Origin of the sequence: Streptomyces sp. NPDC050704, assembly GCF_040654355.1 — a bacterium.
Classification (GTDB): domain Bacteria; phylum Actinomycetota; class Actinomycetes; order Streptomycetales; family Streptomycetaceae; genus Streptomyces.
Genome location: NZ_JBFAHW010000104.1, coordinates 13,817 through 36,845, shown reverse-complemented (window position 1 = coordinate 36,845; position 23,029 = coordinate 13,817). Strand labels below are relative to the sequence as shown.

Below are 23,029 nucleotides of genomic sequence, written 5' to 3'. Positions count from 1 at the left end.
CGCTGGAAGTGCCGCGCTGTGCCGTCGGCCGCCTGCGGCACCGTCGTGGCCGGTCGCGCAGTTCCCCGCGCCCCTTCGGGGCGCTGCCGAACCGCGGCGGACTTCACCGGGCCCGCTTGGGGTCCTGGCCGACCGCGTACCGTGGCGGGATGTCCGGTACCGCCGAATACCTTGCCGAAGGCCCCCGTGTGGGCATACGCCACTACACCCACGAGGACGGCGCCGAGTTCACCGCTCGGGCGCGCGAGAGCAAGGAACTGCACCAGCCCTGGCTGTTCCCGCCGACCGGCATCGCCGCCTACGGCTCGTACGCCGGGCGGCTGCTTGAGGATCCGACGAAGGCCGGGTTCCTCGTCTGTGAGAAGGACGGCGGCGGCATCGCCGGGTTCATCAACATCAACAACATCGTCGAGGGCGCCTTCCTGTGCGGGGCCCTGGGATACGGGGCGTTCGCACACGCGGCCGGGCGCGGGCTGATGAGTGAGGGGCTCGACCTGGTCGTCCGGCACGCGTTCGGCAGGCTCGGCCTGCACCGGCTGGAGATCAACGTCCAGCCGGACAACGCCGCCTCGATCGCGCTGGCCCGCCGTTGCGGCTTCCGGCTGGAGGGATTCTCGCCGGAGTTCCTCTACATCGACGGAGCCTGGCGGGACCACGAGCGCTGGGCCGTCACCGCCGATATGATTCGAACGTGAGTCCCATTCGGAATCTCGTCGTCCTGGACGCCCCGTCGAACCTCGGACTGCGCCCGCCGGCCCCGGGCACCGTGCCCGGCTGCTACAAGCTCGCCGGCGCCCTGCGCGAGCAGCGGATCGTGCAGCGGCTGCGCGCCCTGGAGGGCGGCGTCGTCGTCCCGCCGCGCTACGACCGCGGGGAGTGGCAGGAGGGTGACGGCGTCTTCAACGCCGTCGCGCTGGCCGCGTACACCCGCAGGCTCGCCGACCGCATCGAGCGCCATGTCCGGGCCGGTGAGCTGCCCGTCGTCCTCGGCGGCGACTGCTCCATCCAGCTCGGCGCCGCGCTCGCACTGCGCCGCGTCGGACGGTACGGGCTCGCGGCCGTGGACGCCTCCGCGGACTTCCGGCACCCAGGCAACTCCGACCGGGTCGGCGCGGCGGGCGGCGAGGAGCTGGCCCTGGCGACGGGCCGCGGCCAGGAGGACCTGACCGACCTGGAGGGGCTGAAGCCGTATCTGCGCGACGAGGACGTACGGCTCTTCGGTATCCGCGACTACGACGAGGAGCGCACCGAACTCGCCGCGCTGAAGATCCCCACCGTGACCGTCGGTCATATCCGCGAGTGGGGTGCCGACGACCTGGCACGAGCCACCGCCCAGTCCTTCGAAGTGCCGGACCTCAAGGGCTTCTGGGTGCACCTCGACGCCGACGTGCTCGACCCGTCCGTCATGCCGGCCGTCGACAGCCCCGACCCCGACGGCCTGCTGCCCGACGAACTGATCGCGCTGCTGCGCCCGTTGGTGGGCTCCCCGCACTGCGCGGGCCTCAACGTCACCATCTACGACCCGGACCTCGACCCGGAAGGGGCAGCGGGCGCCCTCCTCGCCGACATCGTCGTCGCCGCCTTTGCGCAATCCTGACCGGGAGAGCCCCTGGTCGGCTCGCCCCCGAGCCTGTTCCATGGGCGAAGTGACGACCATCCGACGTGACGTACTGACGCTGCCGGTCGCGGAGTTGGGCCCGGACAACCCGCTGCCCCCGCTGCGTCCGCTCGACGAGACCCACCGCGTGGACGAACGGGAACTGGCGGGCCTGCCACCCGACATGGCCCGGCAGATCGCGTACGAGCCGCTGATCGGCCTCCTGCCCGAGCGCGTCCGGGACGGATACGACAGGAACCGGACGCCTCGCGCCATCGACACGCTCGTCATCGAGAACGACCGGCTGCGCGCGACCGTGCTGCCCGGCTTCGGCGGCCGCGTGGGCTCCCTCGTCCACAAGCCCACCGACCGTGAACTCCTCTACCGCAACCCGGTGTTGCAGCCCGCCGCCTTCGCGCTCAACGGCGCCTGGTTCTCCGGCGGTATCGAATGGAACATCGGCGCCACCGGGCACTCGCCCCTCGCCTGCTCGCCCGTCCACGCCGCCCGCGTCACCGCCCCCGACGGCGGCGAGATGCTGCGCCTGTGGGAGTGGGAGCGACTTCGGGACCTGCCGTTCCAGGTCGACCTCTGGCTGCCGGAGGGTTCGGACTTCCTGTACGTCGGCGTACGCGTCCGTAATCCGCACGAGAGGGCCGCGCCGCTGTACTGGTGGTCCAACACCGCCGTCCCGGAGGAGCGCAGGGTGCTCGCGCCCGCGGAAGAGGCCTGGCATTTCGGCTACGAGCGGCGGCTGCGCCGGGTGCCGGTCCCGGTGTACGAGGGCGTCGACCGGACGTATCCGCAGCGCGGCGAACACCCCGCCGACTACTTCTACGACGTGCCGGACGGGAGACGGCGCTGGATCGCGGCCCTGGACGAGGCGGGGCAGGGGCTGGTGCAGACGTCCACCGACGCGCTGCGCGGGCGCAAGCTCTTCGTGTGGGGCGCAGGCACCGGCGGACGGAGCTGGCAGGAGTGGCTCACCGAGCCCGGCACCGGCGGCTACTGCGAGATCCAGGCCGGGCTCGCCCGCACCCAGCTGGAGCATGTGCGCCTCGACGCGGAGAGCGAGGTGGCGTGGCTGGAGGCGTACGGGCCACTGGCGGCCGACGCGGAGCGGGTGCACGGCGACGACTGGGCCGTTGCCTGCTCCGGTGTCGAGGAACGGCTAGAACAGGCGCTGCCGCGTGGGGAGTTCGAGGCGGCCTACCAGAGCTGGCTGCCCTGCGCCGACACCGAACCCGGTGAGGCGCTGGCCGTCGGTTCCGGCTGGGGCGCCCTCGAAGTCCTGCGCGCCGCCCACAAGTTGCCGGGCACGCCCTTCGACGAGGTCACGCTCGGGGACGTACAGGCGCCGTGGCTGGAGCTGCTCAGGTCCGGTTCCTTTCCGGAGCCGCGCCGGGCGGGGCCGCCCGGCGAGACGCTCGTCGCGGCGCACTGGCGGGACATGCTGGAGACGGCTCCCGCCAAGCCGCTCGCCGAGTACCACCTCGGAGTCGCGCAGTGGCACGCGGGCGACCGGGCCCAGGCCGTACGGAGCTGGGAGCGCGCCCTCGAACTCGCCCCGTCGCTCTGGCCGTTGCTGCGCTGTCTCGCCGTCGCCGATCAGGAGGCGGGCAACCGGGAGCGGGCCGCCGACCGGTACACGGACGCCTTCGACGACCTGTGCCGGGAGCGGCGCGACGACGGGGAGGCGTGGACGGCGGCCACGGCCGCGCTGGGGCGGGAGGCGATCGCCGCGCTGCTCGTGGTGCGCCGCACGGCCGACGCGCGCTCCGTGTGGGAACGGCTGCGTCCGGCCACCCGCGAACGCGGGCGGTTCCGGCTGATCGAGGCGGAGCTGCTGCTGGCCGAGGGCGACAAGGAGGCTGCGCGGGCCGTCTTCGACGCGGGATTCGAAGTGGCCGACCTGCGAGAAGGGGCCGAGGCGATCGGCGAGCTGTGGGCACGGATCACCGACGAGCCGCTGCCCGGGCGCCATGACTTCCGGATGCGGCCGGACACCCCGGATACCCCGGACACCTCTGTGTGAACCGGGTGGTCGGTGGGAACCCGGGTGATCCCGCACGACGGGAAGGAGGCGGACCCCATGACCACCAGGCCGCACGACCCCGGGGCCGATCCCGAGGACGAGGGCATTCCGGATCTTCAGGACGGTACGCCGGAGCAGCAGCGGTCGAGCGATCCCCAGCAACTGCCCGTCGCCGGGGACGAGCCCACGATCGCCGAGCAGCGGGGCACCACGGTCAACGAGGTGATCGAGGGCGAGTCGCTGGACGAGCGGCTCGCGGACGAGGAACCCGAGGTGGACGCCGAGGGCGAGCCGGGCCCGCCCGAGGAACCGGCCGGACTCCTCTACGACGAGCCCGACCCCGATCTGCCGCGCGACCAGGACGTGTACGCGCAGGAGGGCACCACCCGCGGCCTCTCGGCGGAGGAGGACGCGGTACGGATCAGGGACGAAGAGGACTTCGGGGACGACCAGTTGACGTAGGGCAACCTCGGCGTGCGGCGCGCTACGCCGCCGCGCGTCGGTCCACGTACTCGTACACGTAGCCGTCCGGATGCATCGCGATGAGGTTGCGGCCGACGGGTGTGACGACCGGGCCCGCGAGGACGTGGGCGCCCGAGTCGGTGAGTACCCGGTGGGCTTCGTCGACGTCCTGCACGGCGATCGTCGCCGAGACCTTCCGGAGCACGTCCAGCTCCGCCTCAGGTCCGCTCATCAGCAGGAAGCAACCGACCGCGGCGACCGACACGCCCCCGCGTTCGAAGCGGAGCGCTTGGCCGCCCGCCAGCTTCTCGTAGAAGGGCACCGCAGTGTCCAGGTCGTCGACGCAGATGCGCAGCGTGGCTCCCAGAATTTCCATGCGGACGAGCCTAGTTGGGGCCGGCCGGGAACGAGATCGTTTCGAGCGATCGTTCGCGGCGGATCCCACCTGGTGGATCCCGGGTCCCGGCCGGCCCCGACAGCGGCAGCGGAGCCGGGCACCGGGCGTTACGCGCCCGGGGCCGCGGGTACCCGGCCGGCATGGACCGCATCGATCACCTGGCACATCTGGACAAGAACCTGGTCGACGAGCTGGCTCAGGTGGCCCGCGACGCCGTACGCGACGAACTGCGGGAGCAGACCCGCAAGCAGCGCCGCACGGCCGCGCTGTACGCCGCGTCCGGCACCGTCGCCCTCTACGCGGGCGCGGCCCTCGCGCTCACCCTCGGCCTGCTGCTCGCGCTCGGCCTGCCCGACTGGGCGGCCGCGCTGATCACCGCCGCCGTGCTCGGCGCGCTGGCCTTCGTCCTGCGCAACGCGGCACGGCCGTCGGCGTCCCGGCCGACACCGGAGAAGATCGCCGAGGGACAGGGTGAAGGCGTCGTCGGCGGCACGGCTCCCGGAGCGCCGCCCGGCGGGCTCGCCGGACCCGGCGGCACCTATCCGCCGGTGCCGCCGGTCGCACCCGGTGGCGTGGGCGGGGCGACCGGAGCGCCCGGAGCGGGCGCGCCCGGGATACCGCCGGGCGCACCCGGTCCTGCGGACCCCGAGGCGCCGCACCACCGGGCCCGGTGAGCCGTGTCGCGCCACAAAACCGTCGTCGTGACCGGAGCCAGCGGCGGTGTGGGCCGGGCCACGGCCCGGGCCTTCGCCGCCCGTGGCCACCGGGTCGCCCTGCTCGCCCGGGGCCGCGACGGACTGGCCGCGGCCGCGGACGAGGTGCAGCGGGCCGGCGGTGAGGCGCTGGTCGTCTCCGTCGACGTCGCCGACGCCAAGGCCGTGGAGAACGCCGCCCAGCAGGTCGTCGACGCCTTCGGGCGGATCGACGTCTGGGTCAACAACGCCTTCGCCGGAGTCTTCGCGCCGTTCACCGAGATCACGCCCGACGAGTTCCGCCGGGTGACCGAAGTGACGTACCTGGGCTATGTGTTCGGCACCAGGGCCGCACTGCGGCACATGCTGCCGCGCGACCGGGGAGCGATCGTGCAGGTCGGCTCGGCGCTCGCCTACCGGGGCGTCCCGCTGCAGTCCGCGTACTGCGGGGCCAAGCACGCCATCCAGGGCTTCAACGAGTCGCTGCGCTGCGAGTTGCTGCACGAGGGGTCCCGGGTGCGGACGACCATGGTGCAGCTGCCCGCCGTCAACACCCCTCAGTTCGAGTGGGTGTTGAGCCGGATGCCCGGCCGGGCCCGGCCCGTCGCGCCCATCTACCAGCCGGAGCTCGCCGCCCGCGCGATCGTGCACGCGGCCGGACATCCGCGGCGCCGCGAGTACTGGGTCGGGGGATCCACCACCGCGACGATGCTGGCCAACGCCGTGGCTCCCGGCCTCCTGGACCACTACCTCGCGCGCACGGGCTTCGACGCCCAGCGCGAGGACGGTGAGCAGGCCTCCCGCGGCGGCAACCTGTGGGCGCCGGCCGACGGGCCGCACGGCCGTGACTTCGGCGCGCACGGGCGTTTCGACGACGAGGCGCTGTCCGCGAGTCCGCAGGAGTGGGTCTCGCGGAACCGGGGGCGGGTGGGAGCGGGCCTGGCCGTGGGCGGAACACTCGCGCTGGCCGCCCGGCTCAAGCGCAAGCTCTGACCCGAACGACCCGAAACAGCCAAGTGACTCAAGCAAGTGACTCAAGCCCTCAGGCCACCCGGTACTGCTTCACCTCCTCCGTCCGCAGCGTCAGCCCGTGTCCGACGCCCTCGTCCGGACGGACCACGCCGCCCGTCGGATCCAGTGCGCCGTCGAAGAACATCGACTCGATGCGGACGTGGTCGTGGAACCACTCGATGTGGCGGAGGTTCGGCACGGCGGCGGCAGCCGCGGCGTGGGCGTGCGGGGCGCAGTGCGCGGAGATCTCCAGGCCGTGGGAGTGGGCGAGCGCCGCGGCGCGCAGGAACTCCGTGAGGCCGCCGCAGCGGGTGGCGTCGATCTGGAGGCAGTCGACCGCGCCGGCCGCGATCATGCGGGCGAAGTACGGCAGGTCGTAGCCGTACTCGCCCGCCGCGACGTCGCAGAGCAGCGCGTCGCGGACCAGGCGCAGGCCGGTCAGGTCGTCGGAGGACACCGGCTCCTCGAACCAGCCCACCCCGTGCTCGGCGAGCGCGTGTCCGACGCGTACCGCCTGCTTGCGCGTGTAGCCGCCGTTGGCGTCGACGTACAACTCGGCCTGCGGGCCGATCACTTCGCGTGCGGTGCGGACGCGGGACAGGTCCCGGGCCACCGCCCGCCCCCAGCTCTCGCCGATCTTGATCTTGACGCGTGGGATCTCCTGCCCGTGCACCCAGCCGTTCAGCTCGGCCGCCAGATGCGTGTCGTGATACGTCGTGAAGCCGCCGCTGCCGTAGACAGGCACGGTTTCGCGGGCGGCGCCGAGGAGGCGTACGAGGGGGAGTTCGAGGAGTCGGGCCTTGAGGTCCCACAGGGCGATGTCGAGCGCGGAGATCGCGCAGCCGGCCACGCCCTGGCGGCCGGCGTTGCGGACCGCGCGGCACAGCGCGTCGTGCGCGGCCGGGATGTCGAACGCGTCGAGCCCCGTGACGACCGGCCCGAGTTCCTCGCGCAGCAGGTCGCCGACGGCGGCCGGGCCGTAGGTCCAGCCGGTGCCGGTCGCGTCGCCCGCGGTCACCTCGGCGATCACCACGGTCGTGGTGTCCCAGGCGAGCGTGCCGTCCGCCTCGGGCGCGTCCGTCGGGACCGTGTACGAGGAGACGGCGGGCGGTTGCAGAGCAAGCCGCGAGCTGCTCATCGCGCACCGGCCCGGTGTGCGGTGGTCCGTTCGCCGGCCGAGCCCGCGATGCCCGCGATGCCCGTGCGGTCCCGCATCAGCGGACCCCTTCCTGAAGCTGCGGCAGCACCTTCGTGCGGTAGAAGTCGAAGAAACCGCGCTGGTCGGGGCCGATCTGGTTGACGTAGACGTGGTCCACGCCCGCTTCCGCGAACGCGGCGAGGGCGGCCACGTGCTCGTCCACGTCGTCCCCGCACACCGTGTTCTCCCGGACCATGTCCTCGGTGATCAGGGGCGCCAGCTGCTCGAAGTGGCGGGGCGTGGGCAGGACCTGCCCCATCTCGCCGGGCAGCAGCTGGTTGGACCACAAGCGGTGGACCGTGCGTACGGCCTCGTCGCGGTCGGTGCCGTAACAGGCCTTCGTACCGCCGCTGACCGGCTTTCCGCCCCCGCCGCCCTTGCGGAACTGCTCCACCATCGACTCCTGCGGCATCATCGTGATGTAGCCGTCGCCGACGCGGGCCGCGAGCGAGGTCGCCTGCGGTCCGAAGCCCGAGACGTCGATCGGGACGGGCTCGTCGGGGACCGTGTAGAGGCGGGCGTTGCGGACCGTGTAGTGCGGGCCGGAGTGGTTGACCTCCTCGCCGGTGAAGAGATGGCGCATCACCTGGATCGCCTCCTCCAGCATCTCCAGGCGGACGTGGGCGGGCGGCCACTCGTCACCGAGGATGTGCTCGTTCAGGGCCTCGCCGGAGCCGACGCCGAGCCGGAAACGGCCGTTCGTCATCACCGCGCTGGTCGCCGCGGCCTGCGCCACCACCGCCGGGTGCATCCGTACCGTCGGGCAGGTGACCGCCGTCTCGATCGGCAGGGACACGGCCTCCGAGAGTGCGCCGATCACCGACCACACGAAGGGGCTCTGGCCCTGCTCGTCGTTCCACGGGTGGTAGTGGTCCGAGATCCACAGCGACTGGAATCCGGCCTGCTCGGCCATCCTCGCCTGTTCGACGAGGTCCGCGGGACCGAACTCCTCGGTGGACAGGAAATAGCCGTATTCGGGCATGGTGGCACCTCCGCGACGGGCCCGGTCGGGTCGTCGTCCGGGTATCCCCGGGGCCTGCCGCGAAACGCCGCCGGCGCCCGGTGAGCACCCGCCGAGCACCCGGTGGGAAACGCTGTCGCCGGGCGACCTCGACGTTTGGGTACCCGGGCCGGGGGGACGCGGAAAGCCCGTACGAGCGACCCCGCCGGAGGCGAAGCATGAGCCGACCCCGCATCGTGATCGTCGGCGCCGGATTCGCCGGGTACCAGACGGCACGCACCCTGACCCGGATGGCCCGGAACAAGGCCGACATCATCCTGCTGAACCCGACCGACTACTTTCTGTACCTCCCGCTCCTGCCCCAGGTGGCCGCCGGAGTGCTGGAGCCGCGCCGGGTCACGGTCTCGCTCTCCGGCACCCTGCCGCGCGTACGGCTGGTGCTCGGCGAGGCCGACGGGATCGACCTCGACGAGCGGACCGTGCACTACAGCGACCCCGAGGGAGGTGTGGGCACGCTCTCGTACGACCGTCTCGTGCTCGCCGCCGGCAGCGTCAACAAGCTGCTGCCCATCCCCGGTGTGGCCGAGCACGCGCACGGCTTCCGGGGCCTGCCGGAGGCGTTGTATCTGCGCGACCACGTGACCCGGCAGGTGGAGCTCGCGGCGGCCGCCGACGACCCCGAGACCTGCGCCTCGCGGTGCACCTTCGTGGTCGTCGGCGCCGGCTACACCGGCACCGAGGTGGCCGCGCACGGGCAGTTGCTCACCGACGCGCTGGTCCGTAAGCAGCCGCTTCGCGAGGGCATGCATCCTCGCTGGCTGCTGCTCGACGTCGCACCGCGTGTGCTGCCCGAGATGGACGAGCGGCTCTCCCGTACGGCCGACCGCGTGCTGCGGCAGCGTGGCGTCGACGTCCGTACCGGGACCTCCGTGAAGGAGGCCACTTCGGACGGGGTGCTGCTCAGCGACGGGGAGTTCGTCGACACCAGGACCCTGGTCTGGTGCGTCGGTGTACGGCCCGATCCGCTGGCCGAGGCGCTCGGGCTGCCGATGGAACGCGGCCGGCTGCTCGTCGAGCCGAACCTCCAGGTGCCGGGCCGTCCCGAGGTGTTCGCGTGCGGGGACGCGGCGGCCGTGCCCGATCTGGAGAATCCCGGCCAGTACACGCCGATGACCGCCCAGCACGCCTGGCGGCAGGGCAAGACGGCCGCCCGCAACGTCGCCGCCTCGCTCGGCGTCGGCGAACCCCGCTCCTACCGGCACCGCGACCTTGGCTTCGTCGTCGACCTCGGCGGGGTGAAGGCCGCCGCCAACCCGCTCGGCGTCCCGCTGTCCGGGCCGATCGCCGGCGCCGTCACCCGCGGCTACCACCTGGCCGCGATGCCCGGCAACCGGATCCGGGTCGCCGCCGACTGGCTGCTGGACGCCGTACTGCCGCGCCAGGGCGTGCAGTTGGGCCTGGTCCGCGCCTGGTCGGTCCCCCTGGACACGGCTTCACCGGAACTTGCGCGGCTGCCGGGCGCACCGGAGAGGCGAGCGGCCCCCGACCGGGCCGCGGGTGCCGCGGGGCCCGGGTCCAAGTCCGGGCCGGAGTCTGAGCGCACGTCCAAGCCCGAGGCGAAGTCCGAGCCTGAGGTGAAGTCCGGGGCTGGGGCCGAGCCCGGGTCCGGGTCTGGGTCTGGGTCTGGGTCCGAGTCTGGGTCTGGGTCTGGGTCCGAGCCCAAGTCCGGTTCCGAGTCCGGGGCCGGGGCCGGGCTCAAGTCCGGGGCCGGGTCCGGACCAGGGGTGCCCGCGACGCTCGGGAGCTCCGCCGCGCGGGACCCCGACCCCCATGCGGTACCCCCGTCCGACGAGTCCGCGGTCCCGGATCCCCGCCGCCCAACGGCTTCCGAGCCCGGTCGGCGGACCGTGCACGGTCCGGAGAACCCCCTGGAAGGAGAGTCATGAATACCCGTCAACTCACCGAACTGGGGCAGCAGTTGCGCGTCGACAGCGTCCGCGCGGCCGCCGCGGCGGGCTCCGGTCACCCCACGTCCTCGATGTCCGCCGCCGACCTCATGGCGGTCCTGTTCGCCAACCACCTCCGCTACGACTTCGCCCGCCCCGCACATCCCGGCAACGACCGCTTCATCCTCTCCAAGGGACACGCCTCGCCGCTGCTGTACGCCGCGTACAAGGCGGCCGGGGCGATCAACGAGACCGAGCTGATGACCTTCCGCAAGCTCGGCAGCCGCCTCGAAGGGCATCCGACGCCACGCCGGCTGCCCTGGGTCGAGACGGCCACCGGCTCGCTCGGCCAGGGACTGCCGGTCGGTGTCGGCATCGCCCTGTCCGGCAAGCGCCTCGACCGGGTCGGCTACCGGGTGTGGGTGCTGTGCGGCGACAGCGAGCTGGCCGAGGGATCCGTGTGGGAGGCGGCCGAGCACGCCGCGTACGAGAACCTCGACAACCTCACCGCGATCGTGGACGTCAACCGGCTCGGCCAGCGCGGCCCGACCCGCCACGGCCACGACCTCGACGCGTACGCCCGCCGCTTCCAGGCCTTCGGCTGGCACACCGTCGAGGTCGACGGCCATGACGTCGACGCCGTCGACCGCGCGTACGGCGAGGCGATCTCCACGGCCGGGCAGCCGACCGCGATCCTGGCCCGCACCCTCAAGGGCAAGGGCGTCGAGGCCGTCCAGGACCGCGAGGGCCTGCACGGCAAGCCGCTGCCCGAGGCCGACGAGGCGATCCGGGAACTCGGCGGGGTGCACGACATCCGCGTCGAGGTCCAGCAGCCGCCCGCCGCCCGGATGCTGCACGCCGTACGCGCCGGACACCTGGAGCTGCCCCGCTACGAGATCGGCGACAAGGCCGCCACCCGTAACGCCTACGGACAGGCGCTGGCCGCGCTCGGCACCGCGCGCGGAGACGTCGTGGCCCTGGACGGCGAGGTGAGCGACTCGACCCGCGCCGAGTTCTTCGCCAAGGAGCACCCCGACCGGTTCTTCGAGTGCTACATCGCCGAGCAGCAGCTCGTCGCGGCGGCCGTGGGACTCGCGGCCCGCGGCTGGGTGCCGTACGCCTCGACGTTCGCCGCCTTCCTGACCCGCGCCCACGACTTCGTCCGCATGGCGGCGGTCAGCGGCGCCGACATCAACCTCGTCGGCTCGCACGCGGGCGTCGCGATCGGCCAGGACGGGCCCTCGCAGATGGGCCTCGAGGATCTGGCGATGTTCCGCTCGGTGCACGGCTCGACCGTGCTGTACCCGTGCGACGCCAACCAGACGGCCAAGCTCGTCTCCGCGATGGCGGGCCTCGAAGGCATCCGCTATCTGCGGACCTCACGCGGTGACTCGCCGGTCGTCTACGGGCCGGGCGAGGAGTTTCCGGTGGGCGGCAGCAAGGTGCTGCGCGTCTCCCAGGAGGACCGGCTGACCGTCGTCGCCGCCGGGGTGACCGTGCACGAGGCGCTGTCCGCGGCGGACGCACTGGCGGCCGACGGTATCCCCGTGCAGGTCATCGACCTGTACTCGGTCAAGCCCGTCGACCGCCGCACCCTGCGCGAGGCCGCCGAACACACCGGCTGCCTGCTCACCGTGGAGGACCACCACGAGGAGGGCGGCATCGGCGACGCCGTCCTGGACGCCTTCCTCGACGGCCGCCCCACACCCCGCCTGGTCCGCCTCGCCGTGCGCAGCATGCCCGGTTCGGCCTCTCCCGAGGAGCAGCTGCACGCCGCGGGCATCGACGCCGAGTCGATCGCGGCCGCGGCGAAGCTCCTGGTGGAACACGCGCTCGTGCGGTGACTCGTGCGGTGAGCGGCACCGGTTGACACGTACACGTACACGCACAGGTACGGAAGGAGTGGCCATGGCCGGCACGCGGACGGTACGGGCCGGTCGGCGGACCGTCGAGGTGCACCGGCCCGACAAGGTGCTGTTTCCCGGCGACGGCCGGGCGAAGGAGTACACGAAGGCGGATCTCGTCGCGTACTACCGTGCGGTCGCCCCGTTCATGCTGCCGCATCTGAAGGGGCGTCCGCTGATGCTGGAGCGGCATCCGGACGGGCTCGGCGGGCCCACCTTCATGCAGAAGAACATTCAGGAGCACTATCCCGAGTGGGTCGACCGCATCGAGGTGCCCAAGGAGGGCGGCACCGTCACGCACCCCGTGTGCGAGGACTCCGCGACCCTCGTCTACCTCGCCGACCAGGCCTGTCTGACGCTGCACCGGTGGCTCTCCCGGGTCGGCTCCATCGACCGGCCCGACCGGTTGGTCTTCGACCTGGACCCCTCGGCCGACGACTTCGAAGCCGTGCGCGAGGCGGCCCGGCTGCTCGGTGAGCTCCTCGATGAGATCCGGCTGCCCTCGGCCCTGATGACCACCGGTTCCCGAGGACTGCACGTCATCGTGCCGGTCAACGGACAGCACGACTTCGACGAGGTGCGCGAGTTCGCCAAGGACGTCGCCGACACGCTCGTCGACGCGCACCCCGACCGCCTCACCACGGCCGCCCGCAAGAAGGACCGCGGCGACCGGCTCTACCTGGACGTACAGCGCAACGCGTACGCGCAGACGGCGGTCGCCCCCTTCACCGTCCGCGCCAAACCGGGCGCCCCGGTCGCCACTCCCATCACCTGGGACCAACTCGACGACCCGGCCCTCGGCGCCCGCCGCTGGACGGTCGCCGACGCCGTCGAGCAGGCCCGCACCAACCCGTGGTCGGGGCTGCTGCGCGGCGGACGCGCGCTGGGTCCTGCCCGGCGCCGGCTCAACGCCCTGCGTGGCTGAGGAACCTGCTGCTGCGGGTTTGGCCAACGAATGCAGGGCCACTCGGAGTTCGAGGTGGCCATGTCGAACACATCCAACACATCACGTTCACAGAGTTCGTCGAACTCCCCCAAGGACGACAAGAACAACAAAGACGATAAAAGCAATAGGGACGAGAAGGATCAGCAGAGCGGCACGGTGGACGGCACGCCGAGTCCCATGGAGGTGCTGCGCCACGCGCGCGTCCAGCTCGCGGAGCTCACCGGCATGGCGGCCGAGTCGGTGTCGTCCTTCGAGCGCACCGAGGACGGCTGGACCTTGGAGGTCGAGGTCCTGGAAGTCGCCAGGGTCCCCGACACGATGAGCCTGCTCGCGAGCTACCAGGTGAGCCTCAGCCCCGAGGGCGACCTCACCGGCTATCGGCGCGTTCGCCGTTACGAACGCGGGAGGGCCGACCCACATAGGCCCGGCGGCCGCTAGGTCGCCGTACCGCGCAGGCACTTACAGACAAGGAGGACCGTTCGGTATGACCGTTGTCCCGGCACAGCAGAGCGGCGGCGGAGGCGGCACCAGCGGCCTTTACGACGTCCTGGAGCTCGTCCTCGACCGAGGGCTCGTCATCGACGCCTTCGTTCGGGTCTCCCTCGTCGGCATCGAGATCCTGAAGATCGACGTCCGCGTCGTCATCGCCAGCGTCGACACCTATCTGCGCTTCGCCGAGGCGTGCAACCGGCTCGACCTGGAGGCGGGCCCGCACAAGAGCCCCGGGCTTCCCGACCTCGTCGGCGAGATCACCGAGTCCGGCGCGCGGGGCAAGTCCAAGGGGGCGCTGTCCGGCGCCGCGGACACCATCTCCGGCGCCTTCAAACAGGCCCGTGAAGAAGGGCAGGAGCAGCAGTCCGAGTCCCGGCCGCGGGCCCGCAAGGCCACGGCCGCGCGCAGGAAGGAGGAGCAGGAGTGAGCACGTACGTATACGGAATCACAGCGGCCTCGCATCCCTCGCTTCCCGACGGCATGGGCGGCGTCGGTGAGCCCGCGCGTCCCGTCCGCATCCTCAAGGAGGGCGATCTGGCGGCCGTTGTCAGCGATGCCCCCGAAGGGCTGCGGCCCAAGCGCAGGGATCTGCTCGCCCACCAGAACGTACTGGCCGAGGCGGGCGGCGGCGGACCGGTGCTGCCCATGCGCTTCGGCAGCGTCGCGGCCGACGACAAGACCGTCACCGGTGTGCTCGCCGAGCGCTCCGAGCACTACCTGGAGCGGCTGAAGGCACTGGGCGGCAGGGTCGAGTACAACGTCAAGGCCAGCCACAACGAAGAGTCCGTCCTGCACCGCGTGATGTCCGAGAACCCCGAGATACGCGCCCTCACGGAGGCCAACAGGCAGGCGGGCGGCGGCACGTACGAACAGCGGCTGCGGCTCGGCGAGATGGTGGCGGCCGCGGTCCAGACCCGTGAGTCGCAGGACGCCGTCGAACTCCAGCACACCCTGGAACCGGTCGCCGACGCGGTGAGCGTCGGGCCCGAGTCCACCGGGTGGCTGGCCAACCTGTCCTTCCTGGTGGACCGCAAGCAGGCCGAGGCCTTCCTCACCGCCGTCGAGCAGGTCCGCAAGGGCCATCCGCATCTCGACCTGCGCGTGAACGGCCCGCTGCCGCCGTACAGCTTCGTCGAGCCAGGGCCCGCCCAGCCGGCGGGCGCCACGATCGGCTCGGAGAGCGGCGGGGAGTGAGCCCGTGGGTCTGATCGGCGAGGTGCTGCTGCTGCCGTTCGCTCCGGTGCGCGGCAGCCTCTGGGCAGTGAGACAGGTGCTGGCCGAGGCCGAGCGCCAGTACTACGACCCGGCGGTGGTCCGGGCCGAACTCGCCCTTCTCGAGCAGCGGCTCGAGGCGGGCGAGATCGATGAGGAGGAATTCGACCGGCTGGAGGACGAACTCCTCGACCGGCTGGAGGTCGGCCTGAGCACAAGCACGGGGCCGAACTTCGGAACGGATGCCGGGACGACAGATGCCGGCACGACGGGCACCGGCGACGGTGCCATGGGGACGGACAACGGGACTACAGGATGAACCGACTCGGACTGGGCCTCGCGGTGGGGGCCGGATACGTCCTCGGACGTACGAAGAAGATGAAACTCGCGTTCGCGGTGGGCACGATGGTGGCCGGCAAGCGGATGCATCTGAGCCCGCGGGCGCTCGCGGACCTGGTGTCTCAGCAACTGCAGAACAACCCGCAGTTCAAGGAGGTCGGGGACCAGCTGCGCGAGGACCTGCGCGGTGTGGGGAAGGCCGCCTCCGGGGCGCTGGTGGAGCGGCAGATCGAGGGGCTGGCCGACCGGCTGCACGGCAGGACCGCCGAGGTGCGCGACCAGCTCGCGGGCGTGGTGCCGGACGTGCCGGGCCTCGGCGAGGAGGAGGACGACGAGGCCGAGGCACGCCGGGCGGACGACGAGTACGAGAGTGACGAGTACGAGAACGAGGAGTCGCCCGGCCGGGAGGAAGCCGAGGAGGACTCCGCCGAGGACGAGCCCCGGTCGCGGAGGAAGGCGGCCGCGAAGAAGGCTCCGGCCAAGAAGACGGCGGAGCGGAAAGCACCCGCCAAGAAGGGCCCGGCCAAGAGGGCGGCGGAGCAGAAGCCCGCCGCCAAGAAGACCGTGGCGAAGACGGCCAAGACGGTCAAGACGGCTCCGGGGAAGAAGGCGGCCGCGGCGAAGACCTCCGCGCGCCGTGCCAGGACGCGGCTCCCGAAGGGAGGCGGTGGCGATGACTGACACCCTGGGGTCCGCGACGGACCGCGTGAAGAAGGGCAATCCGGTCACCGACATCGCCAAGAGCGAGGCGGCCGACCGGCTCAAGGCGGAGTTCCAGGAATACCTCGCCGCCCAGGTCCAGCGCCTGCTGGTCGGTGTCGGACACAAGCTCGGCGAGACGACCGTCAAGCTCAACGACATAGCCGAGGGCAACAGCCCCGGCTTCGCCAAACTCGCCCTGGACGGCGGCCGCAAGCTCGCCGAGGGCAAGGGACCGCTGCGATCCGCCGTGGAACTCGGCGCAGGCCGGGCCAAGGACAACGTGGTCGGTGCCTTCAAGAACATGGTCGGCGGCAAGGGCAAGCGCAAGGGCGGCGCCGGCAAGAAGCCCACGGTCATCATGGAGTTCATCGACGTCGGAGTGCCGCTGCGCACCGCGTACGACCAGTGGACCCAGTACCAGGACTTCAGCACCTTCGCGAAGGGCGTCAAGAGCGCGAACCGCGCCGACGACACCACCTCCGACTGGAAGACGAAGGTCTTCTGGTCCAACCGCAGCTGGAAGGCTCACACCACCGAGCAGATGCCGGACGACCGGATCTCCTGGACGTCGGAGGGTGCGAAGGGCACCACGAAGGGCGTCGTCTCCTTCCACCGGCTCGCCGACAACCTCACCCGCGTGCTGCTGGTCATCGAGTACTACCCCAAGGGCCTTTTCGAGAAGACCGGCAACATCTGGCGCGCCCAGGGACGCCGGGCTCGGCTCGACCTCAAGAACTTCGCCCGGTTCACCACGTTGAAGGGCGAGGCGGAGGACGGCTGGCGCGGCGAGATCCGCGACGGCGAGGTGGTCCGCAGCCACGAGGACGCGCTCGCGGAGGAGGAAGAGGAAGAGGGCGACACCGGGCGGGAAGGCGTCGCCGAGGACGAGTACGAGGACGGGGAAGAAGAGCCCGAGGCGGAGGCGTACGAGGGCGAGCGGGAGAAGGACGACGAGTACGCCGACGACGAGTACACGGAGGAAGAAGAGCCTGAGGAAGACACCGAGTACGCCGAGGACGAGGACGCGTACGAGGACGAAGTCGTCGGGAGCCGAGGTCGCTGATGTCCATGCCCAGCAGAATGCCCGAGCCCTACGGACACAACGGCAGCGCCAACCTCGCCGACATCCTTGAACGGGTGCTCGACAAGGGCATTGTGATCGCGGGCGACATCCGCATCAACCTGCTCGACATCGAACTGCTCACCATCAAGCTGCGGCTCATCGTCGCCTCCGTCGACAAGGCGAAGGAGATGGGCATCGACTGGTGGGAGGACGACCCCGCGCTGTCCTCCCGCGCGCACCGCGGCGAACTCGCCCGGGAGAACAGGGAGTTGCGTGACCGGCTCGCCGAGCTGGAGCGTGCGAGTCCGCAGGAGAGTCCGAAGGAGGAGACCTCATGAGCGGTCTGCGCTATGTCTACGCGATCTGCCGCCCCTTCTCGGCCGCCCTCCAGGCCGAGTTGACGGGAGTCGCGGGCGCCCCGCCCAAGCTGCTGAGCCACGGCGACCTGGTCGCCGTGGTCAGTTCCGTTCCCGAGCGGGACTTCGCCGAACAGCCGCTGCGGGCCCATCTGGAGGACCTGGACTGGCTGAGCGAGACGGCCCGCGCCCACCAGAGCGTGATCGACGCACTCACCACCGTCACCAGCCCGCTGCCGCTGCGACTCGCCACCGTGTTCCGGGACGACAGCGGTGTGCGGATGATGATGCAGGAGCGGGAGGAGCTGTTTCTGCGCACCCTCGACCGACTGGACGGACGAGTGGAGTGGGGCGTCAAGGTCTACGCCGAGAACCCCGAAACGGACGGTTCGGAGGAGAAGGCCGAGAGTTCTGGAAAGGTCGCGACAGGACGCGACTATTTGCGGCAGCGTCGTATGCAGAGGCGCACCCATGAGGACATGTGGGAACGCGCCGAGAAATTCGCACGGCAGTTGCACGGCGCACTCTCCGAATTCGCCGATGACACGCGCATCCACCCCCCGCAGAACCCGGCGCTTTCCCGCGCGGCCGGCCGCAATGTGCTCAACGCCGCCTATCTGGTGCCGCGTGCGGCGTCCGAGGAATTCGTGGAACTGGTGGACAGCACAAAGGACGACGCACCTGGGATGCGGGTCGAACTCACCGGCCCGTGGGCGGCCTACTCGTTCAGCGGGGAGGAGTCGTGACCGTCGTCGAACGCCGTGAGGTCGCTCTCGTCGACCTGCTCGACCGGCTGCTCGCGGGCGGGGTGGTGATCACCGGGGACATCACTCTGCGGATCGCGGACGTCGACCTCGTCCGCATCGACCTCAACGCGCTCATCAGCTCGGTGAACGCGCAAGTCCCGTCACCTTGGCAGGACGCCTCACCGTGGCAGGAGGAGGAGTTGGCGTGACCGAAGGGACCGGCAGCAGCACTGGCAGGAACGGCAGCACCGGCAGGAACCGGCTCGATCTAGAACCGGACACGGTGGAGCGCGACCTCGTGAAGCTCGTCCTGACCGTCGTCGAGCTGCTGCGGCAGCTGATGGAGCGGCAGGCCCTGCGCCGTTTCGACACGGGAGAGCTGACGGAGGACCAGGAAGAGCGGATCGGGCTCACGCTGATGCTCCTCGACGACCGGATGGCCGAGCTGCGTGAGCGCTACGGCCTGCGGCCCGAGGACCTCAATCTGGACCTCGGGCCGCTCGGGCCGTTGCTTCCCAGGGAATAGCCCTTCGGGAATATCCCTTCCCGGAGAACAGCCGGAGTAGAACTACCGGGGTAGAACTACCAGCGATACCAGCGGGACCTTGTTCCGGTCGCCGTTGTCCCGCGTACCAGGAAGCCCAGCAGCCACAGGACGATAACCACCAGGGCAATCCACCAGAGCAGTTTCACCGCGAAGCCGGCGCCGAACAGAAGCAGCGCCAGAAGCAGTACCAGCAGGATGGGAACCATAATGTGATACCTCCTGCTGACCGGGTTTCCCTGAAGCGGGAAATCAGACCGGCTTTCGGCAGAGAATTTCTCCGTGCAGGACGGAGAACCAGGCGTCCCGCTGCCGTCCCCATTCCCGCCAGGCCGCCGCGGCCGCGTGCAGTTGTCCGGCGGTCGCGTGGCCGCCCTCGGTGGCACGCTCCGCGTACGACGAGTCGACCGTGCGGTCCGCCCACAGGCCGCTCCACCAGGCGCGCTCCTCCGCGGTGGCGTAGCACCAGGTGCTCGACGAGGCGGTGATGTCGGTGTCGGTGAAACCGGCCTGGAGCGCCCAGGACTTGAGGCGCCGCCCGGCGTCCGGCTCACCACCGTTGGCGCGGGCCACCCGCCGGTACAGGTCCAGCCAGTCGTCCATGCCGGGCGTCTGCGGATACCAGGTCATCGCCGCGTAGTCGGCGTCCCGGACGGCGACGAGACCGCCCGGCCTGGTGACCCGGTACATCTCGCGCAGCGCCCGCACCGGGTCGCCCACGTGCTGGAGGACCTGATGGGCGTGGACGACGCAGAAGGTGTCGTCCGGGTAGTCCAGCGCGTGCACGTCCGCGACCGCGAACTCGACGTTGGCCAGGCCCCGTTCGGCCGCCGTGGCGCGGGCCCGGGCCAGGATGCCCGGTGCCCGGTCGACCGCGGTGACCCGGCCGTCGGGGACCAGCTCCGCCAGGTCGGCGGTGATGGTCCCCGGGCCGCAGCCGATGTCCAGGATCTTCATGTGCGGCTTGAGTGAACCGAGGAGGTAGGCCGCCGAGTTGGCGGCGGTGCGCCAGGTGTGCGAGCGCAGCACGGACTCGTGGTGGCCGTGCGTGTAGACGGCGGTCTCCTTCGGCATGACGTCCTCGTCTCCTCGTACCGGGCCGCGCGGAGACTCCGCGCGGCGGTACCCGTCACCGTACGCCGATATGTCGAATAGTGAGATCCGCATCTTGCTATGTGGACTCCGTGCAGTGATCCGAGTGAGGTCAGTGCGGCGAGAGGGGTCGGTAGACGGTCAGTGCCTCGGGCAGCTTCTCCAGCGTCACCTCGCCCTCCACCGTGGTGACTTCGCCGTCGTACGCCAGCAGGGTGCCGGGCGCCACACCGTCCACGCGGAGCCTGCCGACCCGTACCGCGGCGTGCACGGGGGAGCGGGTGAGCGGTCCTGCGACGGCGGCCGCGAGGAGCCGGACGGCGGGTTTGCGGCCGCCGTGCACGACGCGGACGTCCAGCCGGCCGTCCGCGAGGTCGTAGCGGCGGGCCGGGGTCAGCCCCATGCGGTGGTACGTGCCGTTGCCGGCGAACAGCATCCACAACGGCCGCGTCCGGCCGCCGAGTTCGGTCTGCAGGGGATGCCGGTCGGCGCGCAGCACGCGCACGGCCGCGAGGACCCCGGCCGGCCAGCCGCCGATCCGCCCCGACCAGCGGTCCCGCTCGCGCACCAGCTCCGGATAGACGCCCAGGCTGCAGGTGTTGAGGAAGTAGCCCTCCGTGGTGCCGGAGGAGAAGCGGCCCACGTCCACGCGCACGGCGTCGCCCTGCCGCAGGGCCCGGCTCAGATCGCGTACGTCCTCCACGCCCAGGTCGTACGCGAAGTGGTTCAGTGTGCCGCCCGGCAGGACCGCGAGCGGGCGGCCGTGCCGCAGGGCCACCTCGGCGGCCGCGTTCACCGTGCCGTCGCCGCCGCACACGCCGAGCACCACGGCACGGGTCGCCGCCTTCTCCAACTCGCCCCGCAGGCCGTCCGGTTCGCACTCCACGATCTCGGCGAGCGGCAGCGCGTCGCCCAGTGCGCGGGTGCGGTCCGTGGTGCCCGCCGCCGTGTTGACCACGAGGACCAGACCCTCGCCGTCCGGCAGCGCGGGTGCGTCCACGCGCGGCCGCCCCGGGGGCGGCAGCTGGTCGCGGGTGGGCACCAGACCGCGGATCGCGAAGGCGGCACCCGCGCCGAGCGCCGCCCCGGCGAGCACGTCGCTCGGGAAGTGCGCGCCCGTGTAGATGCGGGAGAGGGCCACCGCGGCGGCCAGCGGGGCCACGGCGGTGCCCGCGGTGCGGGACTCCAGGGCGACGCCCGTCGCGAAGGCCGCCGCCGACGCCGAGTGCCCCGAGGGGAACGAGGTGGTGATCGGCTGCCGCTTCAGCTGGCGGATCATCGGCACCGCGTCGAGCAGCGGGCGCGGGCGGCGCACCGAGCGCTTGCCGAGCGTGTTGATGGTGGCCGAGGCAAGGGCGAGCGAGGCGACGCCCCGGGTGGCCGCGCGGCGGGCCCGCGGCGAGCGGGTGGCCACGAGGGCCGCCGCCGCGCCGAACCACAGCACTCCGTGGTTCGCGCTGTGGCTCAGCCTCGGCAGGAAGGGGTCCGCGCCCGGCCAGTGCCGTGCCGCGACCGCCTCGAAGAGGCGGCAGTCCAGGGCCAGCAGCCGGTCGCGCAGGGCATGCCCGGGCACGGGAACGGTGAGGTCTACGTCTGCGGTCATGGAAGGCGGGTACCCCGGCCGGGCCCGTACCGAGCACGACTGCCGGCCACCGGCCGTTTCGTAACCCGTTTGCCGCGCGCCCGGTCCGCCCCGGACAATGCGCAACCATGGGACATCTTGAAGCCGCGCACCTTGAGTACTACCTCCCGGACGGCAGGGCGCTCCTCGGCGATGTGTCCTTCCGGGTGGGCGAAGGGGCCGCGGTCGCGCTGGTGGGACCCAACGGGGCGGGCAAGACGACACTGCTGCGGCTGATCTCGGGGGAGCTGAAACCGCACGGGGGCACCGTCACCGTGAGCGGCGGACTCGGCGTGATGCGCCAGTTCGTGGGGTCCGTACGGGACGAGACGACCGTGCGCGACCTGCTCGTCTCGGTCGCCCAGCCCCGGATCCGGGAGGCGGCCCAGGCCGTCGACCGCGCCGAGCACGCCATCATGACGGTCGACGACGAGGCCGCCCAGATGCAGTACGCGCAGGCGCTCTCCGACTGGGCGGAGGTCCAGGGGTACGAGGCCGAGACGCTCTGGGACATCTGCACCATGGCCGCGCTCGGGGTGCCGTACGACAAGGCGCAGTTCCGCGAGGTGAGCACGCTTTCCGGCGGCGAGCAGAAGCGGCTCGTACTGGAGGCGCTGCTGCGCGGCACCGACGAGGTACTGCTGCTCGACGAGCCGGACAACTACCTCGACGTGCCCGGCAAGCGCTGGCTGGAGGAGCGACTGCGGGAGACCCGCAAGACCATCCTGTTCGTCTCGCACGATCGGGAGCTGCTGTCCCGCTCCGCCGAGAAGATCGTCAGCGTCGAGCCGAGTCCCGCCGGGGCCGACGCCTGGGTGCACGGCGGCGGCTTCGACACGTACCACGAGGCGCGACGCGAGCGGTTCGCGCGCTTCGAGGAGCTGCGGCGGCGCTGGGACGAGAAGCACGCCCAGCTGAAGAAGCTGGTGCTCAACCTGCGGCAGGCGGCCTCGATCAGCCATGAGCTGGCCTCGCGGTACCAGGCCGCGCAGACCAGGCTGCGCAAGTTCGAGGAGGCGGGCCCGCCTCCGGAGCCGCCGCGCGAGCAGGACATCACGATGCGCCTGCACGGCGGGCGGACCGGTGTAAGGGCCGTGACCTGCAAGGGGCTTGAGCTCACCGGGCTGATGAAACCCTTCGATCTGGAGGTCTTCTACGGCGAGCGGGTCGCCGTGCTCGGCTCGAACGGTTCCGGCAAGTCGCACTTCCTGCGGCTCCTCGCGGGCGGTGAAGTGGCGCACACGGGGGAGTGGAAGCTCGGCGCGCGCGTCGTGCCCGGCCACTTCGCGCAGACCCACGCCCATCCCGAACTGGCGGGGCGCAACCTGCTCGACATCCTGTGGACCGAGCACTCCCAGGACCGCGGCGCCGCGATGTCCCGGCTGCGGCGCTACGAGCTGACCGGCCAGGCCGAACAGCGCTTCGACCGGCTTTCCGGCGGGCAGCAGGCCCGCTTCCAGATCCTCCTGCTCGAGCTGGAGGGCTCCACGGCCCTGCTCCTCGACGAGCCCACCGACAACCTTGACCTGGAGTCGGCGGAAGCCCTTCAGGAAGGTCTTGAGGCGTACGAGGGCACGGTGCTGGCGGTTACTCATGACCGCTGGTTCGCCCGCTCCTTCGACCGGTATCTGGTGTTCGGCAGTGATGGGCGTGTGCGGGAGACGACGGAGCCGGTGTGGGACGAGCGGAGGGTTCAGCGATCCCGCTGAACGC

The 23,029-nt window shown here is 71.6% G+C and carries 26 protein-coding genes; 20 read left to right on the top strand and 6 right to left on the bottom strand.

What is annotated here, in order from left to right:
- The first annotated feature begins 149 nt into the window (after positions 1-149).
- From AB0I18_RS40155 to AB0I18_RS40140, 4 genes are read left to right on the top strand one after another with little or no spacing between them, the layout of a single operon-like run.
- A complete protein-coding gene (locus AB0I18_RS40155; RefSeq protein WP_363110682.1) occupies positions 150-695 on the top strand; it encodes a GNAT family protein in 546 nt (181 codons plus the stop codon).
- A gap of 5 nt (positions 696-700) precedes the next feature.
- Positions 701-1,597 carry an arginase family protein gene (locus tag AB0I18_RS40150; RefSeq protein ID WP_363110685.1) on the top strand — a complete coding sequence of 299 codons (897 nt, stop codon included), beginning with the start codon at positions 701-703 and terminating at the stop codon, positions 1,595-1,597.
- Positions 1,598-1,637: 40 nt separating this feature from the next.
- Positions 1,638-3,632, top strand: a complete 1,995-nt coding sequence (locus AB0I18_RS40145; RefSeq protein WP_363110681.1) for a DUF5107 domain-containing protein — start codon at positions 1,638-1,640, stop codon at positions 3,630-3,632.
- A gap of 57 nt (positions 3,633-3,689) precedes the next feature.
- Positions 3,690-4,094, top strand: coding sequence for a DUF5709 domain-containing protein (locus tag AB0I18_RS40140; RefSeq protein ID WP_363110680.1), 405 nt, complete (start codon positions 3,690-3,692; stop codon positions 4,092-4,094).
- A 22-nt stretch (positions 4,095-4,116) separates the two neighbouring features.
- Here the strand turns inward: AB0I18_RS40140 and AB0I18_RS40135 are convergent, their stop codons facing one another.
- Complete coding sequence (locus tag AB0I18_RS40135) at positions 4,117-4,470, bottom strand: VOC family protein (RefSeq protein ID WP_363110679.1); 354 nt, start codon at positions 4,468-4,470, stop codon at positions 4,117-4,119.
- A 161-nt stretch (positions 4,471-4,631) separates the two neighbouring features.
- Between AB0I18_RS40135 and AB0I18_RS40130 the strand changes: the two genes are divergently transcribed.
- The gene (locus tag AB0I18_RS40130; RefSeq protein WP_363110678.1) at positions 4,632-5,165 is read left to right on the top strand and encodes a phage holin family protein; all 534 of its coding nucleotides are present in this window, start codon (positions 4,632-4,634) and stop codon (positions 5,163-5,165) included.
- Positions 5,166-5,168: 3 nt separating this feature from the next.
- Positions 5,169-6,176: an SDR family oxidoreductase gene (locus AB0I18_RS40125; RefSeq protein WP_363110677.1), complete on the top strand. Its 1,008-nt coding sequence runs from the start codon at positions 5,169-5,171 to the stop codon at positions 6,174-6,176.
- 49 nt (positions 6,177-6,225) lie between these two features.
- On the opposite strand, the gene AB0I18_RS40120 is transcribed toward AB0I18_RS40125, so the two are convergent.
- Positions 6,226-7,332, bottom strand: coding sequence for an enolase C-terminal domain-like protein (locus tag AB0I18_RS40120; protein ID WP_363110676.1), 1,107 nt, complete (start codon positions 7,330-7,332; stop codon positions 6,226-6,228).
- Between the two features lie 76 nt (positions 7,333-7,408).
- The gene (locus tag AB0I18_RS40115; RefSeq protein WP_363110675.1) at positions 7,409-8,374 is read right to left on the bottom strand and encodes a TIGR03557 family F420-dependent LLM class oxidoreductase; all 966 of its coding nucleotides are present in this window, start codon (positions 8,372-8,374) and stop codon (positions 7,409-7,411) included.
- Positions 8,375-8,571: 197 nt separating this feature from the next.
- Between AB0I18_RS40115 and AB0I18_RS40110 the strand changes: the two genes are divergently transcribed.
- The 13 genes from AB0I18_RS40110 (at position 8,572) to AB0I18_RS40050 (ending at position 18,585) form a co-directional block, all read left to right on the top strand.
- Entirely contained in the window at positions 8,572-10,299 is a 1,728-nt protein-coding gene (locus tag AB0I18_RS40110; RefSeq protein WP_363110674.1) for an NAD(P)/FAD-dependent oxidoreductase, read from the top strand.
- Positions 10,296-12,143, top strand: coding sequence for a transketolase (locus AB0I18_RS40105; protein ID WP_363110673.1), 1,848 nt, complete (start codon positions 10,296-10,298; stop codon positions 12,141-12,143). The genes AB0I18_RS40110 and AB0I18_RS40105 overlap by 4 nt, the downstream gene beginning before the upstream one ends.
- 64 nt (positions 12,144-12,207) lie before the next feature.
- Positions 12,208-13,128 carry a non-homologous end-joining DNA ligase gene (gene ligD / locus AB0I18_RS40100; RefSeq protein WP_363110672.1) on the top strand — a complete coding sequence of 307 codons (921 nt, stop codon included), beginning with the start codon at positions 12,208-12,210 and terminating at the stop codon, positions 13,126-13,128.
- Positions 13,129-13,188: 60 nt separating this feature from the next.
- Positions 13,189-13,587, top strand: a complete 399-nt coding sequence (locus tag AB0I18_RS40095) for a gas vesicle protein (RefSeq protein WP_363110671.1) — start codon at positions 13,189-13,191, stop codon at positions 13,585-13,587.
- Between the two features lie 46 nt (positions 13,588-13,633).
- Positions 13,634-14,068 (top strand): gas vesicle structural protein GvpA, encoded by a 435-nt coding sequence (locus tag AB0I18_RS40090; protein WP_363110670.1) that lies wholly within the window; start codon positions 13,634-13,636, stop codon positions 14,066-14,068.
- Positions 14,065-14,835 (top strand): GvpL/GvpF family gas vesicle protein, encoded by a 771-nt coding sequence (locus AB0I18_RS40085; protein WP_363110669.1) that lies wholly within the window; start codon positions 14,065-14,067, stop codon positions 14,833-14,835. Before AB0I18_RS40090 ends, AB0I18_RS40085 begins: the two co-directional genes overlap by 4 nt.
- 4 nt (positions 14,836-14,839) lie before the next feature.
- Positions 14,840-15,172 carry a gas vesicle protein GvpG gene (locus AB0I18_RS40080; protein ID WP_363110668.1) on the top strand — a complete coding sequence of 111 codons (333 nt, stop codon included), beginning with the start codon at positions 14,840-14,842 and terminating at the stop codon, positions 15,170-15,172.
- Positions 15,169-15,873: a DNA primase gene (locus tag AB0I18_RS40075; protein ID WP_363110667.1), complete on the top strand. Its 705-nt coding sequence runs from the start codon at positions 15,169-15,171 to the stop codon at positions 15,871-15,873. Before AB0I18_RS40080 ends, AB0I18_RS40075 begins: the two co-directional genes overlap by 4 nt.
- Positions 15,866-16,957, top strand: a complete 1,092-nt coding sequence (locus AB0I18_RS40070; protein ID WP_363110666.1) for an SRPBCC family protein — start codon at positions 15,866-15,868, stop codon at positions 16,955-16,957. The genes AB0I18_RS40075 and AB0I18_RS40070 overlap by 8 nt, the downstream gene beginning before the upstream one ends.
- Positions 16,957-17,295: a gas vesicle protein gene (locus tag AB0I18_RS40065; protein ID WP_363110665.1), complete on the top strand. Its 339-nt coding sequence runs from the start codon at positions 16,957-16,959 to the stop codon at positions 17,293-17,295. The genes AB0I18_RS40070 and AB0I18_RS40065 overlap by 1 nt, the downstream gene beginning before the upstream one ends.
- A complete protein-coding gene (locus AB0I18_RS40060) occupies positions 17,292-18,059 on the top strand; it encodes a GvpL/GvpF family gas vesicle protein (RefSeq protein WP_363110664.1) in 768 nt (255 codons plus the stop codon). Before AB0I18_RS40065 ends, AB0I18_RS40060 begins: the two co-directional genes overlap by 4 nt.
- The gene (locus AB0I18_RS40055; RefSeq protein WP_363110663.1) at positions 18,056-18,268 is read left to right on the top strand and encodes a gas vesicle protein; all 213 of its coding nucleotides are present in this window, start codon (positions 18,056-18,058) and stop codon (positions 18,266-18,268) included. The genes AB0I18_RS40060 and AB0I18_RS40055 overlap by 4 nt, the downstream gene beginning before the upstream one ends.
- A complete protein-coding gene (locus AB0I18_RS40050) occupies positions 18,265-18,585 on the top strand; it encodes a gas vesicle protein K (protein ID WP_363110662.1) in 321 nt (106 codons plus the stop codon). The genes AB0I18_RS40055 and AB0I18_RS40050 overlap by 4 nt, the downstream gene beginning before the upstream one ends.
- A 56-nt stretch (positions 18,586-18,641) precedes the next feature.
- Here the strand turns inward: AB0I18_RS40050 and AB0I18_RS40045 are convergent, their stop codons facing one another.
- From AB0I18_RS40045 to AB0I18_RS40035, 3 genes are all read right to left on the bottom strand, one after another.
- Positions 18,642-18,812, bottom strand: coding sequence for a hydrophobic protein (locus tag AB0I18_RS40045; RefSeq protein WP_363110661.1), 171 nt, complete (start codon positions 18,810-18,812; stop codon positions 18,642-18,644).
- A 43-nt stretch (positions 18,813-18,855) separates the two neighbouring features.
- The gene (locus AB0I18_RS40040) at positions 18,856-19,677 is read right to left on the bottom strand and encodes a methyltransferase domain-containing protein (RefSeq protein ID WP_363110660.1); all 822 of its coding nucleotides are present in this window, start codon (positions 19,675-19,677) and stop codon (positions 18,856-18,858) included.
- A gap of 130 nt (positions 19,678-19,807) precedes the next feature.
- Complete coding sequence (locus AB0I18_RS40035; RefSeq protein WP_363110659.1) at positions 19,808-21,298, bottom strand: phosphatase PAP2 family protein; 1,491 nt, start codon at positions 21,296-21,298, stop codon at positions 19,808-19,810.
- Positions 21,299-21,405: 107 nt separating this feature from the next.
- Here AB0I18_RS40035 and AB0I18_RS40030 point away from each other — a divergent pair, with 107 nt between their 5' ends.
- Positions 21,406-23,025, top strand: a complete 1,620-nt coding sequence (locus AB0I18_RS40030) for an ATP-binding cassette domain-containing protein (RefSeq protein WP_363110658.1) — start codon at positions 21,406-21,408, stop codon at positions 23,023-23,025.
- Positions 23,026-23,029 lie beyond the last annotated feature (4 nt).